We start from the raw sequence: 13,272 nt of genomic DNA on the forward strand, positions 1-13,272 counted from the left end.
CACTGCCTGATGGCGGCTCCGCCTTATCAGGCCTACGGAATGTGCAGCATTATCACTCTTGCGGCTTGTCGTCCGGCTCGTCCACTTTTGGCTCGCCGTAGAGGCCAATCAAGCGGCGTACTACGCCGTTGGTCCAGCCGAAACCATCCTGCAACGGATACTCACCGCCGCCACCTTCGCGCGGCGTGCTGCTGGCGATATGGTACTTCTCAATCAGCTTGTGGTGCTGATGATAGAAAACATTCACCGTCTTCAGCCAGCTGCGGGCAATCTGGTCGCCCAGCTCATCGTTACCGTAGAGCTTAAAGCCCTGCACCGCCATCCACTGCAGCGGTGCCCAGCCGTTGGGTTTATCCCACTGCTCGGCAGTTTCATACTCTGTTGTCAGGATCCCGCCCGGTGTCAGCAGACGGTTGGTGACCGCTTCTGCCAGCCGTTCAGCCTGTTCATGAGTCGCCATGCCGACATAGAGCGGCACAATGCTCGCAGCCGAGAAGAGCGCCATCTCCTCGCGACGCCAGTCGTAATCGCGGAAGCAGCCACTTTCGTCATCCCACAGATAGCGGTTGATGGCCGCACGGCGGTCGCTCGCCTTCTGGCGGAACAGCGCTTCACGCTCCCGGTCGCCTTTCAGCCCGGAGATGTTGGCAATGGCGCTCTCGAGCTTAAACATAAACGCGTTCAGATCGATCGGGATGAACTGCGTGGTGCGGATGCTCGCCAGGCGGTGCGCATCCCGCAGCCAGCGGGAGGAGTAATCCCAGCCGGAAGCTGCACCAGCACGCAGGTCACGATACACCTCATTCGGCGGACGACCAGAGTGACGGGCGGTCTCCACGTCTTCAATCCACGATTCATCACGCGGCGTATCGCGGTCATCCCAGTAGCGGTTAAGCAGCGAGCCGTCCGGCATACGCACCACGTGGCGGTAGGCCTGGTTCAGCACCAGCGACTCCGCGCCATCCATCCAGAAGTCATACTCCATCAGCAGATGGTCGAGGTAGCGTCGCGCGCCGCGCACGCCATCTTCCTCAAACAGTTCAACCATTAGCGCAAAGACCGGCGGCTGGGAACGGCTTAAGTAGTAGGTACGGTTGCCGTTAGGGATATGCCCGTAACGCTCAATCATCCACGCGAAGTTATCGGCCATACAGCGCAGCAGGTCGTCGCGCCCGCTCTCTGCCAGCCCCAGCATGGTGAAGTAGGAGTCCCAGTAGTAGGTCTCACGGAAACGCCCGCCTGGCACAATATAGGATTGCGGCAGCGCCAGCAGTGAAGACCATGGAATATGGTCTCGCGGCTCACGGGTAAGGATCGGCCACAGCTGGTCGATATGCTCTTTCAGCGAGTTTTCCGGGTTGGAGACATACTCTTTGGCGTAGTTTTCCGGCATCCAGAAGTGCGCCTTCACGAACTGGCGTAAATTGAATTCCGGTTTACGTTTAATTTTGCGATAGCGAATCAGGATATCGAGCGGATCCATCTTCGGCGCACAGTCAGGGAAGGTTTTGCTGTCGGCGAAGATGCGGGAGGACTGCACGTGCTCAAACAGTTCCAGATAACGATCGGCAGGCGTGAGCGCATCAGATGCGGGCATCCCCTCAATCATCTCCGGTTCCGGTTCCGCCTCGATCATTTCATCCAGTTTTAACTCGCACGGATCGGTGTCGTAGGTTTCATCTTCGAATACCCATTCCATTAATTCTGCGCTTTGTAGTTTCTGGTTGAACATAGTGACGTTGGCCTCCGGATGTCGTCGTAAAAAACTACGGGTGTTGCCCGGCTATCTATAAAGCTTAGACATTCGCTTCGATCTATGGTGATCAAAGTGTGCGGATGATCACGTTTTAAAATCGGCCTTACAGCAGCTAAAAATCCACAACTGGCTGATAAAGCACGAATAAGTCACTTATTCCTGTGCTTTAAGTAGCGGTAAATTTCGGAGCATTCGTTTTGCAACGATTTGTGAATTAACCCGGTATTACGCAGTTGACCACCGCAGAACAGGGTCGTTCATTTTATCGCTGGGGAAAGAAATCAGAATACGCTCTTATTACGTTAGAGCAAGGTCGGCATACCCGCCATACGGCGCGAGAGAAAGAGTGAAAACTCCCGGCGACAGAGGCCGCCGGGAAGGGTGTTAGCGGGGGATTTGCTGCGTGATGCAGTGGATGTTACCGCCGCCGAGCAGGATCTCGCGAGCCGGCACCCCGGTGATAATGAAATCCGGGAACATCTCGGTAAACAGCGCCTGCGCCGCGCCATCGGTCGCCGGGTCCAGCAGCGGGAAAATGATCTGCTGATTGCTGACCAGATAGTTAACGTAGGAGCCCGCGAGGCGGTTGCCTTCGTGACGCTCAATCGCCGTACCTTTCTCAACATCGCACGTCTCTTCCGCGCTGGCGTAAAGCGGCTGCGGAGAGGGCACTTTCCACACTTTCAGGCGACGACCCTGCGCATCTTCCACGCTTTGCAGCACGTCAAGCGCTGCCATGGAGCGTGCGTACTGCGGATCGTTTTCATCATCGGTCCAGTGCAGAGCCACTTCGCCCGGGCGCACAAAGCAGCACATGTTATCGATATGACCGTCGGTCTCATCGTTAAACACGCCGTCCGGCAGCCAGATGATCTGCGATACGCCAAGGTAGTCGCGCAGTTGCTGCTCAATCTGCGCTTTGCTCAGGTCCGGGTTGCGGTTCGCGTTAAGCAGACACTCCTCGGTGGTCAGCAGGGTGCCTTCGCCATCAACGTGAATCGAGCCGCCTTCCAGCACCAGGTCCGTGTGGTAGCACGGCATCTGGTGGTAGTTTGCTACCTGTTCTGCCACTAACTGATCGCGATCCCAGCTGGCGTAGAGACCGCCGTTAAGGCCGCCCCAGGCGTTAAATGTCCAGCTAATACCGCGTTTTTCGCCGGCAGCGTTAGTCACGACCGTCGGGCCGGTATCACGCATCCAGGCATCGTCGCTCTCCATCTCCACCAGCGTGACGTCGGCGGGCATTGTTGCCCGCGCTTTCGCCATTTCCGCTGCCGGCACGCCCATGATCACTGGCGTGGTACGGGAGATCGCTTTTGCCACCGCAGAGAAAGCCTGCTGCGCGGGCGCGGCGTCGGCACGCCAGTTATCCGTACGGTAGGGCCAAATCATCCACACGGCCTGATGTGGCGCCCACTCGGCGGGCATGCTGAATCCGTCTTTCACCGGCATGGTCAGCTGTGACATTACTTGCTCCTTACGCTGCCATCGGAGGTTGCCAGCGCGGTGTACATGTTCGGACGGCGGTCGCGGAACAGGCCCCAGGAGGCGCGCTGTGCGGCAATCGCATCGAGATCGAACGTGTGAACCAGCACGGCTTCGCTGGTTTTGTTTGCCTGCTCAACCAGCGCACCGGTCTGATCGGCAATAAAAGAGGAGCCGTAGAAGGTCATTTCCAGGCCTTCAATATATTTGCTGGCTTCGGTACCGATACGGTTAGAGGCGATAACCGGCACAACGTTTGCGGCAGCGTGGCCCTGCTGGACGCGGGTCCAGTGCGGCTGGCTGTCGATATCCGGGTAAGCCGGTTCTGAACCGATAGCGGTCGGGTAGAAAATCAGTTCCGCGCCCTGCAAAGCTAGGCAGCGAGCAGTTTCCGGGAACCACTGATCCCAGCAGATACCGACGCCGATCTTCGCATAGCGGGTGTTCCACACTTTGAAACCAGTGTCGCCAGGGATGAAGAACTGTTTTTCCTGGTACGCCGGGCCGTTCGGGATGTGTGTTTTACGGTAGGTGTCGAGCACGCTGCCGTCGGCATCAATCATCACCAGCGAGTTGTAGTAGGCGTTGTTGCTCTTTTCGAACAGGCTCAGCGGCAGCACCACTTCCAGCTCTTTTGCCAGGGCAGAGAAATGTTTGATAAGCGGGCTGTTGTCCACTTCCTGCGCCAGCGCATAGTGCTCCGGGCTCTGATCGATGCAGAAGTAAGGCGCGGCGAACAGCTCCTGAATCAGGATAACCTGCGCGCCCTGGCGGTGAGCTTCACGTACCAGACGCTCGGCGTTCTGTACGTTTTTCTCCAGATCCCAGGTGCATGCCATTTGGGTGGCGGCGACAGTTACATTTCTCATAAACATCTCCCGTAGGTCTCGGTTCGGTTAGTGCAAAATTTCAGCACTTATTGTGGCGCAAACTATAGCAACGATCTGCGTTATGAATAAAATGTATTGTTATCATGAAAACATGAACAGGATGCATAATTGTGGTCGATCTGAATTTGCTGCGCCTTATCCCTATTCTGGCGAAAGAGAAAAACGTTACCCGCGCGGCGCAGAAGGCGAATTTGTCCCAGTCGGCCTTTAGCCACGCGCTGAACCGCCTGCGTGAACAACTGAAAGATGAGATGTTTATTCGCACCCATAGCGGCATGGAGCCGACGCCCTATGCGGCGCGGATGATCCCGGTGATTGAGAGCGCGCTGAGCAAGCTCGATACCGCCACACGCGGGCCAAGCCACTTTGATCCGGCGCGTGATGCGCACACCTTCTATATTGGCGCGGTCGACTACTTCGAATTTATGTTTATGCCAGTGCTCACCGCGCGCTTTAAAACTATCGCGCCGAATGTGCGGCTCTCGGTGGATATCCTTTCGGAGACGATCAAGGTCGAACGTGTGGAGAACGGGCAGCTGGATGCGTTTATCGGCGTCGAAAATGTGCAGCATATTCCTCACTACTTTAATAAGCATCGGCTTATCTCCGATCACTTTGTCGCCATCGCCTCGCTTGAGCGCAGCGATCTGCCGGATCAGCTGACGATGCGCCATCTGGTCAGCGAGGCGCAAATTCACCTGCCCGCCGTCAGTTCCGGCGCGGACCATATCGACAACTGGCTCTTATCGCAGCACCTCTACCGCCCGCTGGCAACAGTAGTGCAAAGCTACGCCGTCGGCGGCCGTGTCGCGGTGGCATCGGGGTATTTAATGTGCGTCCCGTTTCGTATCGCCCAGGAGCTGGCAAAGATGTTGCCGCTGCGCATCATGACGCTGCCGGAAGGCGCGCCCTCATATGATTTACTGCTGCTGTCGCACCGCCTCTATGACTATCAACCCGCCTTGCAGTGGCTGATCGATGAATTAAAAACGGTGCGGATATAGATGCTGTATGCGGTTGAAGAGAAAGCGTTATTAAAGAGAGTAAACATGCATTTACTCTGCGTTTCGAAGGCATAAAAAAACCGACTGGTGAGGTCGGTTTTTTTATTTTCCGGTACTGAATGTTGCTCTGTCCGGAATGGGACTGCCTTTAACTAACTGGTGCAATATAAGGCAGACAACTTTCTCCCGTAAAGATTTACCAATCGTTTTAGTACTAATAAGAGTTCCTCTGGACACCAGTCGCTGCTTTCCCGCTCGTGCCGCGCCAGGCATTCGGCATCTGCTGCGCCAGCCACTCGGCTTGCGGGCCGGGCGTTGCGCTGGCCTGCTGCACAAAGAACCCTTGCGCCTCTTCGCGTAGCGCATCCGGGGAGTGAGTCGGCGACTGCATCACTACCAGCACACCTTGCCGATCCGCGCAGTAGTACCACTGGCACTGGGCGACGTAGCCGAGGCTGCGCTCGACACGCATCTGGTGGAAAAAGAGCGGTTGATAGCGCTGGACAAGCGCCTGCATCTCCTCAATCTCCTCTTCAACCGGCAGGAACAGCAGCAGCGCGTTGTCCTCCTCCTGCGTATCGAGCGTGAAGTGCTTGCCGACCGCGATAAGCGGCGGTGCGTCTGTTTCGGTCTCAACAGGAAAGATAAAGGTGCTTAACAGGCGGGAGAGCGCCTGATGCAGCGCCGCGTCGCCGCCCGCCAGATGCGCTTGCCACGCTTGTTGAGCGGGATGAATGTCAGCCGTTGTCAGTTCGCGCGGCAATTGCGCCAGCAGGCGGCGCACGGCGCTGCCCTGCATCTCGCGGGCGGTCTCCTGCGCCAGCGCAAGGCGCGCCTGCACCCCGGCGTTAGCATCCTCGCGCTGCAAAATCTGGTTAATTTCCGCCAGAAGGGACTGCATCAACAGCGCCTCTCCGCAGAGGTGAAGCTGCCAGATCCCCTGCTCACGCTGCACGGTCAACACGCCGCCCTGGCGGGCTGCCCATGCACTGAGTGGGCGCAGGCGTGATGCCAGCCACCAGCCGGTTTCATCACTAAACGCCGTGGTGGGCTGTGGTCGCAGCCGCAATGAAGCATCGCCCTCTGCCGGTTGCCACGCCAGCGGCGCAGAGGCTGAAGGGAGCGCAGGCGCATGCAGCGGCGCAGGCGTCGGGAAGGGGGTAAACGAGACCGGCTCATCGTGTGCCGCTTGCGGCACGAAAGGCGCCAGCGTCAGGGTAAAGCCCTGGCTCTCAACGGTTTCTCCGCGCACCTCAGGCGAGGCCCATAACCGGCTGGCGTTTGCCGGGGTAATGGCGGCCAGCAAGGCAGGCCAGCCGTCGGGATCGGGCGGCAGCAGGCCAATGGCGCGCGCGCGCAGTGCTTCAAGCGGTGCGAGCTGCATAAACGCGTGCTGCGTAAAATTGCAGAGCGCCTGACACTGCGCCTCGCTCAGGGCGCTGACGGCATCCAGCCAGCGGAAGAAGAGGGATTCAACCTGTGCGGGGCTGACGGTTTCATCGCGCAGCGTAAAAGTGAACCGCAACCAGAGGGTTTCGGCATTCAGGCAATCGGCCTGCAAGTTGATGGCTGTCACCAGGTTGCGCTGGCGCCAGATATCCATCAACCCGCCTGCGGTTTCGTCCAGCAGCAGGGTTTCCAGCAGACGCAGCGCGCCGCTGGCGGCGGCGGGAGGGGTAAAGCTCAGCACCAGCATGGTTTCGCGCGGCTGATGCAGCGCGCAATCTCCCCGTTCGAGGGTGAGCGGCATTAACGCATCGGCCTCTCTGGCAGAGGGAGGCGGCGCAGCGCTACAGCGCGCCAGCGCTTCGAGATTCTCCAGCGTTTGCGGCCCCTGTAAAAAGAGGCGCAGGTTCCCGGCGTGATAGTGCTGCTGGTGGAAAGCCTGCAATGCCTGCTGAAGCGGGGCGGATTCGTCGCCAAAGCTTGCGTGATTGCCGATGCGAAAACGCGCCAGCTGACCATCACCATCCAACATTTTTAGCAGGGCGGCTTCACGGCGTTTTTCAGCATCGTGCTGTAACAGGCGATACTCTGCGTCGATCACCGAGGCTTCGGCGAGGATCTCGCTCTCATTAAGCTGCGGTGTCACCAGCATATCGGTAAGGCGTAACAGACCCGGCTCCAGCAGGTCAGCTGGCACCTCAAAAAAGTAGGCCGTCTGCGCCAGCCGGGTTGAGGCGTTAAGCCGCCCGCCTTGCGAGGGTACCCAGCTGATTAGGCGCTGCGCCTGCGGAAAACCGAGGCTGCCGCGAAACAGCATATGCTCCAGTAGATGCGCCAGCCCCGGCCAGCCCTGCGGCTCTTGCAGGCTGCCGGCATCGACGCACCACAGCGCTGCCGCCTGGCGCGCGTCGGGTTGATGCACCAGGGTGACGTGCAACCCATTGTCGAGGTGGAGCTGTCGGGTCTGCATGGTTAGCCTTTGACAATCAGTTGCGAGTTAACGCGGTTGCGAAAACGCAGTTCATGCACGCCGATGCGGCTATGGTTGGCCTCTTCGCGTGCCGCGAGGATGGTGCCGTGATGCGGCGACTTGCTGCATACCGGGTCGGCATTCGCTGCATCGCCGGTCAGCATATAGGCCTGGCAGCGGCAGCCGCCAAAGTCCTGCTCCTTCTCCGGGCAGGAGCGGCACGGCTCCGGCATCCAGTCATTGCCACGATAGCGGTTAAAGCCGAAGGAGTCATACCAGATGTGCTCCAGCGAGTGCTCCAGCACTGAGGGGAACTTCACTGGCAGCTGGCGCGCGCTGTGGCACGGCAGCGCGGTGCCTTCCGGCGTCACGCTTAAGAAGATCGCCCCCCAGCCGCCCATGCAGCCCTTCGGGCGCTCTTCATAGTAGTCCGGGGTGACAAACAGTAAGTTGGTCAGATTGCCGCTTTCCGCCATCTTCGCCCGGTAGTCGCTGACCACCGCTTCGGCGCGGGCAATCTGCTCGCGGCTCGGCAGCAGCCCTTCACGGTTAAGCTGTGCCCAGCCGTAAAACTGGCAGGTCGCCAGTTCAACGTCATCGGCTTCCAGCTGTAACGCCAGGGCGATAATCCGGTCGATCTGGTCGATATTGTGCCGGTGCAAGACGAAGTTCAGCACCATCGGGTAGCCGAGCGCTTTAACCGCTTTCGCCATCGCCAGCTTCTGGTGAAAGGCTTTTTCGTTGCCTGCCAGCGCGGCATTCAGTTCAGGATCGCTGGCCTGGAAGCTGATCTGGATATGATCCAGCCCGGCATCGGCAAAGGTGTGCAGCTTCTTCTCGCTCAGGCCAATGCCGGAGGTGATCAGATTGGTGTAGAACCCCATCCCGCGCGCGGCGGCAATCAGCTCCGGCAAATCTTTGCGCAGCAGCGGCTCACCGCCGGAAAAACCGAGCTGCACGCTGCCCATCGCCCGCGCCTGGCGAAATACCTCAATCCACTGCGCCGTGCTCAGCTCCTGCTCCTGGGCCGAGAAGTCGAGCGGGTTGGAGCAGTAGGGGCACTGTAGCGGGCAGCGATAGGTCAGCTCCGCCAGCAGCCAGAGCGGCGGATTGACGCTTTTGACGGCCTCACTCACGGAAAATCACCCACTTCTGTGCATAGGCCTGCGCCAGGAAATCGAGCACGTCGGCGGCTAGCTCTTCGGCGTCGGGAAAACGCGCCTCCAGCGTGGCGATAATCTCGCCCACACTTTTAATGCCATCGACTTCTGAGAGGATCGCCGTGGCGCTGTCGTTCAGCTTCGCCATCCCTTCCGGGTAGAGGATCACATGGCAATCCTGAGCGGCTTCCCACTGCAGGCGGTAACCCCGGCGGAAGGCGGGAATATGGTGTGCCTGAATGTGCATTACACCAGTCTCCTTGTGTGCCACACCGCGTCTGCGGTGACGGTGTGATAGGGCGCGCGATGAAGGCTATAGGCCATGGTCATCGCATCAAGCATGCTCCAGAGGATGTCGAGTTTAAATTGCAGGATGTCGAGCATCCGCTGCTGCTTCTCGGCGGTGTCGCACCACTCCAGCGCCAGCGACAAACCGTGCTCGACATCGCGTCGCGCCTGGCCGAGACGGCTGCGGAAGTAGTCATACCCCTGCGGTTCAATCCACGTGTAGTGCTGCGGCCAGCTGTCGAGGCGCGACTGGTGGATCTGCGGCGCGAAGAGTTCGGTCAGCGAGCTGCATGCCGCCTCTTGCCAGCAGGCGCGGCGGGCAAAGTTGACGTAAGCATCCACCGCGAAACGCACGCCCGGCAGCACCCGCTCTTCCGAGAGCAGGCTTTCGCGGGTTAACCCCACCGCTTCGCCAAGACGCAGCCACGCTTCGATGCCGCCTTCGCTTTCCCCCTCGCCATCGTGATCGAGAATGCGTTGCACCCACTGGCGGCGCACTTCCGGATGCGGGCAGTTGGCCATGATCGCCGCGTCTTTCAGCGGAATGCTGGTCTGGTAGTAGAAGCGGTTGGCGACCCAGCCCTGGATCTGCTCCCGCGTCGCTTCACCGTTATGCATCGCGATGTGATAAGGGTGATGAATATGATAGTACTGACCCTTCGCCCGTAATGCGGCCTCAAACTCCTCGGGCGTCAGGCATATTGCTTCACTCATGAAACCTCTTATAGCGCGATAACCATCCCGTCCCAGCTCACTTCAATCCCCTGTTGCTCAAGGCTTTTTCGCTCCGGGGAGGCTTCATTCAGGATCGGGTTGGTATTGTTAATATGAATTAAAATCTTGCGACGGGCGGGCAGCGTCGCGAGCAAAGATGCAAGACCCTGCTCTTCGGCTAACGCCAGGTGACCCATCGCTTTGCCGCTGTGGCCGCCAACGCCGGTAGCGCTCAGCTCGTTATCACGCCACAGCGTGCCGTCGATCAGCAGGCAGTCGGCGCGCTGCAACCACGGCATAATCGTCTCATCTGGCTCGCCGAGACCCGGCGCGTAAAGCAGGCTCTGCCCGCTGTTGCTGTCTTCAATAAACAGCGCCACGTTGTGCCCGGGTAGCGGGCGATCGCGATAAGGCGAGTAGGGCGGCGCATTGCTCAGCAGCGGGATAGCGGTAAAGTGCAACTGCGGGCAAACCGCCACCTGGAAGCGCGCCAGCGGCTCAACAGGGTGATGTTGCAGCCCGCCGTTCCAGTGGCTGAGCATCGGGAAGACGGGAAAGCCGGTACTGAGATCATCATGCACTTCCGGCGTGCACCACACCTGATGTGGGCACCCTTCGCGCAGGCTTAGCAGCCCCGCGCTGTGATCAATCTGGCTGTCGGTCAGGATAATCGCGCCAATGGCGGTACCGCGCAGCTGTTCTGGCCTGTTCAGCGCCGGCGTGGCGCGTAATTGCTGGCTGATATCGGGCGAGGCGTTGCACAACACCCAATTTTTGCCGTCATCGCTTATCGCAATCGACGATTGCGTGCGCGCTGAGGTTTGCATTGTGCCGTTACGCACTCCCGCGCAGTTCGGGCAGTTGCAGTTCCATTGGGGAAAGCCGCCGCCCGCTGCGGAACCTAAAACAGTAATCAGCATCTGTGTAAACCGGTAAGCAAAAAAGAGGAAGCCCGCAGCAAGGCGGGCGGGCGCGTTTAGCGGTTGGAAATATAGAGAGTGACTTCCAGACCTAAGCGCAGATCCACGAACGTTGGTTTAGTCCACATAGCGTAACTCCTTGGGATGAGAGGAGGTAACCCGCGTGATTCAGTTACCCCAGGTCATATTCAGAACTCGCAGCCAGTTGCGCCAGGCAAGTTTCTCTGCCAACGACTGGCTGATGCCAGACGATGTCAGCAGGGCCATGAGTCGCGGTAGCCCCGTGACATCGCCCAACTCTTCCGGCAGGTCGATGCCGTCAAAGTCGGAGCCGAATGCTACACGATCCTCACCAAGTTTAGTAAGCAGATAGTCGATGTGTTGGAAAATTTTGTGTAAAGGGGTGCGGGCGTCGCGCTTGCCGTCTTCGCGCAGGAAGGCGGTACCGAAGTTAACGCCCACCAGCCCGTCGCTGGCGGCAATCGCCTCCAGCTGAGCATCGGTGAGGTTGCGCGGCTGCGGACAGAGGGCGTGAGCATTGGAGTGGCTGGCGACTAACGGCGCATTGCTGAGGGCAGCGGTGTCCCAGAACGCCCGTTCATTCATATGCGAGAGGTCGATCAGAATCCGCCGTTGGTTGCAGGCGTGGATAAGCCGTTTGCCCGCCTCGCTCAGGCCTGGCCCGGTATCCGGCGAACCGGGAAAGCGGCCGTTTACCCCTTCGCCAAACACATTCGGCAGGTTCCAGAACGGCCCAATACTGCGCACGCCACGAGCGACCAGCGCATCAAGCGGCTCTAACTCTGCGTTGAGCGCGTCGGCACCTTCAATATGCAGTACCAGCGCAATGGTGCCATCTTGCAGGCACTGCGCAATCTCCTGCGCACTGTGGCAGACGCGCATTCTGCCCTCGGAGGCGTCGACCATACGGTAGAAGAGATCGATCTGCTGGTGGGTGATCTGGAGCGGATCGTGCAGCGCCTGCGCCGCATCGGGCGTGATGCCGCGCATCTCTGCGATATAACGCGCGGGAGGCACAAAGACGGCGAACAGCCCGCCGGCAAAACCGGCGCGCTGCATACGGGGAAAATCGAGATGGCCGCCGTTAAGGCCGCTGAAAACCTGTTCGACAGAGGTGTCTGGCTGCTCCATCCATAACCGCAGCAGCAGATCGTTATGACCATCAAACACGGGGAGTTGCACCGCCATCTTTAAACCTTGTGTAAAAGCAAAACTGGCCGCGGGGGCCAGTTTGCGTGGGGCATTAACGCATGGTGACGAACTCTTCCGCCGCCGTTGGGTGGATGGCGACAGTGTTGTCGAAGTCCTTCTTGGTCGCGCCCATCTTCAGCGCCACGGCGAAGCCCTGCAACATCTCATCCATTCCGGATCCGATGCCGTGAATACCGACAATCTTCTCCTCTGGCCCGACGCAGACCAGCTTCATGCGGCACGGCTGGCGGTGAGAGGTGACGGCGGTATACATCGCGGTAAAGGAGGATTTATAGACCTTCACCTGGTCGTCGCCATACTGCTCGCGCGCCTGCGGTTCGGTTAAGCCAACGGTGCCGATTGGCGGGTGGCTGAAGACCACGGTCGGAATATTGCTGTAGTCCAGATGCTCGTCCGGCTTGTTATTAAACAGGCGCTCGGAGAGGCGGCGGCCAGCGGCCACGGCAACCGGCGTCAGCTCAACCGCGCCGGTGTTATCGCCCACCGCGTAGATGCCGGGAACGCTGGTATTCTGGAACTTATCCACTTCGATATAGCCCTTGTCGTTGGTTTTCACACCGGTGGCGGCAAGGTTGAAGTTATCGGTTTCCGGTTCGCGGCCAATCGCCCAGATCAGGCAGTCAACGGTCTGCGAACGGCCATCTTCCAGCGTGATCGTCAGGCTGCCGTCGCCATTTTTCATAACCGCAGTCGGCACCGCGTGGGTGTGCAGATTCGGGCCTTCTGCCGCCATCACTTCCACCAGCGTCTCGGTGATCATCGGATCGAAGCTGCGCAGCGGCGCGTGTTTACGCACAAAGAGGTGCGTTTCGGCACCGAGGCCGTTGATCACGCCCGCTAGCTCAACGGCGATATAGCCTGCGCCTACCACCGCCACGCGTTTCGGCAGCGCGGGCAGGGCGAAGAAGCCATCGGAATCAATGCCATATTCCGCGCCGGGAATCGACGGGTGGCTCGGACGACCGCCGGTAGCGATCAGGATATGGTCGGCGGTGATCGTCTCGCCGTTCACTTCCACGGTTTTGGCATCGACAAAGCGCGCAAAGCCGCGGATCACATCCACATTATTTTTGCCCAGCACGTTGTCATAAGAGGTGTGAATACGGTCAATGTAGGCGCTGCGGCTGGCGACCAGTTTGCCCCAGTCGAAGTGATTCACCGTGGTGTCGAAACCGTAATCCGGGCCGTAGAGATGGATCGCTTCGGCGATTTGCGCCGCATGCCACATCACCTTTTTCGGCACGCAGCCGACGTTAACGCAGGTGCCGCCCAGCTCTTTAGCTTCGATCAGCGCGCATTTTTGACCATACATGGCGGCACGGTTGATCGAGGCGATACCGCCGCTGCCGCCACCGATGGCGAGGTAGTCATAATGTTTGCTCATGGTCGTTTCCTTAATCCTGAAC

General features: G+C 59.2%; 12 protein-coding genes. 1 reads left to right on the plus strand and 11 read right to left on the minus strand.

Annotation, left to right across the window (positions count from 1 at the left end):
* Window positions 1-52 precede the first annotated feature (52 nt).
* The 3 genes from BWI95_RS08970 to aguB all read right to left on the minus strand — a co-directional run bounded on the left by BWI95_RS08970 (window position 53) and on the right by aguB (window position 4,110).
* On the minus strand, window positions 53-1,732 hold the full coding sequence (locus BWI95_RS08970; RefSeq protein WP_054802675.1) for an alpha,alpha-trehalase: 1,680 nt from the start codon (window positions 1,730-1,732) through the stop codon (window positions 53-55).
* A 408-nt stretch (window positions 1,733-2,140) separates the two neighbouring features.
* Window positions 2,141-3,223, minus strand: a complete 1,083-nt coding sequence (gene aguA, locus BWI95_RS08975; RefSeq protein ID WP_054802674.1) for an agmatine deiminase — start codon at window positions 3,221-3,223, stop codon at window positions 2,141-2,143.
* Window positions 3,223-4,110, minus strand: a complete 888-nt coding sequence (gene aguB, locus BWI95_RS08980) for an N-carbamoylputrescine amidase (protein ID WP_023481996.1) — start codon at window positions 4,108-4,110, stop codon at window positions 3,223-3,225. Before aguB ends, aguA begins: the two co-directional genes overlap by 1 nt.
* 131 nt (window positions 4,111-4,241) lie before the next feature.
* Between aguB and BWI95_RS08985 the strand changes: the two genes are divergently transcribed.
* Window positions 4,242-5,135: a LysR family transcriptional regulator gene (locus BWI95_RS08985; protein WP_076769362.1), complete on the plus strand. Its 894-nt coding sequence runs from the start codon at window positions 4,242-4,244 to the stop codon at window positions 5,133-5,135.
* Window positions 5,136-5,349: 214 nt separating this feature from the next.
* Here the strand turns inward: BWI95_RS08985 and pqqF are convergent, their stop codons facing one another.
* Genes pqqF through gorA form a run of 8 tightly spaced genes read right to left on the minus strand, consistent with a single transcriptional unit; the run spans window position 5,350 to window position 13,250 of the window.
* Window positions 5,350-7,551, minus strand: coding sequence for a pyrroloquinoline quinone biosynthesis protein PqqF (gene pqqF, locus BWI95_RS08990; protein WP_076769363.1), 2,202 nt, complete (start codon window positions 7,549-7,551; stop codon window positions 5,350-5,352).
* A gap of 2 nt (window positions 7,552-7,553) precedes the next feature.
* A complete protein-coding gene (gene pqqE, locus BWI95_RS08995; protein ID WP_076769364.1) occupies window positions 7,554-8,687 on the minus strand; it encodes a pyrroloquinoline quinone biosynthesis protein PqqE in 1,134 nt (377 codons plus the stop codon).
* Window positions 8,680-8,958, minus strand: a complete 279-nt coding sequence (gene pqqD / locus BWI95_RS09000; protein ID WP_076769365.1) for a pyrroloquinoline quinone biosynthesis peptide chaperone PqqD — start codon at window positions 8,956-8,958, stop codon at window positions 8,680-8,682. The genes pqqE and pqqD overlap by 8 nt, the downstream gene beginning before the upstream one ends.
* Window positions 8,958-9,713 carry a pyrroloquinoline-quinone synthase PqqC gene (pqqC, locus tag BWI95_RS09005; RefSeq protein WP_076769366.1) on the minus strand — a complete coding sequence of 252 codons (756 nt, stop codon included), beginning with the start codon at window positions 9,711-9,713 and terminating at the stop codon, window positions 8,958-8,960. Before pqqC ends, pqqD begins: the two co-directional genes overlap by 1 nt.
* Window positions 9,714-9,721: 8 nt before the next feature.
* Window positions 9,722-10,633, minus strand: coding sequence for a pyrroloquinoline quinone biosynthesis protein PqqB (gene pqqB / locus BWI95_RS09010; protein ID WP_054802672.1), 912 nt, complete (start codon window positions 10,631-10,633; stop codon window positions 9,722-9,724).
* 56 nt (window positions 10,634-10,689) lie between these two features.
* The gene (gene pqqA, locus BWI95_RS09015; RefSeq protein WP_071789594.1) at window positions 10,690-10,761 is read right to left on the minus strand and encodes a pyrroloquinoline quinone precursor peptide PqqA; all 72 of its coding nucleotides are present in this window, start codon (window positions 10,759-10,761) and stop codon (window positions 10,690-10,692) included.
* 40 nt (window positions 10,762-10,801) lie between these two features.
* On the minus strand, window positions 10,802-11,842 hold the full coding sequence (locus BWI95_RS09020; RefSeq protein ID WP_054802671.1) for a dipeptidase: 1,041 nt from the start codon (window positions 11,840-11,842) through the stop codon (window positions 10,802-10,804).
* Window positions 11,843-11,897: 55 nt separating this feature from the next.
* A complete protein-coding gene (gene gorA, locus BWI95_RS09025) occupies window positions 11,898-13,250 on the minus strand; it encodes a glutathione-disulfide reductase (RefSeq protein WP_054802670.1) in 1,353 nt (450 codons plus the stop codon).
* Window positions 13,251-13,272 lie beyond the last annotated feature (22 nt).

The organism is Kosakonia cowanii JCM 10956 = DSM 18146, assembly GCF_001975225.1.
Lineage (GTDB): Bacteria > Pseudomonadota > Gammaproteobacteria > Enterobacterales > Enterobacteriaceae > Kosakonia > Kosakonia cowanii.

Bases quoted from the DNA above. Each gene is read 5' to 3' on its own strand.
- pqqD (WP_076769365.1), bottom strand. From the start codon at position 8,958: ATGCACATTCAGGCACACCATATTCCCGCCTTCCGCCGGGGTTACCGC.
- aguB (WP_023481996.1), bottom strand. From the start codon at position 4,110: ATGAGAAATGTAACTGTCGCCGCCACCCAAATGGCATGCACCTGGGAT.
- BWI95_RS08970 (WP_054802675.1), bottom strand. From the start codon at position 1,732: ATGTTCAACCAGAAACTACAAAGCGCAGAATTAATGGAATGGGTATTC.
- aguA (WP_054802674.1), bottom strand. From the start codon at position 3,223: ATGTCACAGCTGACCATGCCGGTGAAAGACGGATTCAGCATGCCCGCC.
- pqqB (WP_054802672.1), bottom strand. From the start codon at position 10,633: ATGCTGATTACTGTTTTAGGTTCCGCAGCGGGCGGCGGCTTTCCCCAA.
- pqqC (WP_076769366.1), bottom strand. From the start codon at position 9,713: ATGAGTGAAGCAATATGCCTGACGCCCGAGGAGTTTGAGGCCGCATTA.
- gorA (WP_054802670.1), bottom strand. From the start codon at position 13,250: ATGAGCAAACATTATGACTACCTCGCCATCGGTGGCGGCAGCGGCGGT.
- pqqF (WP_076769363.1), bottom strand. From the start codon at position 7,551: ATGCAGACCCGACAGCTCCACCTCGACAATGGGTTGCACGTCACCCTG.
- BWI95_RS09020 (WP_054802671.1), bottom strand. From the start codon at position 11,842: ATGGCGGTGCAACTCCCCGTGTTTGATGGTCATAACGATCTGCTGCTG.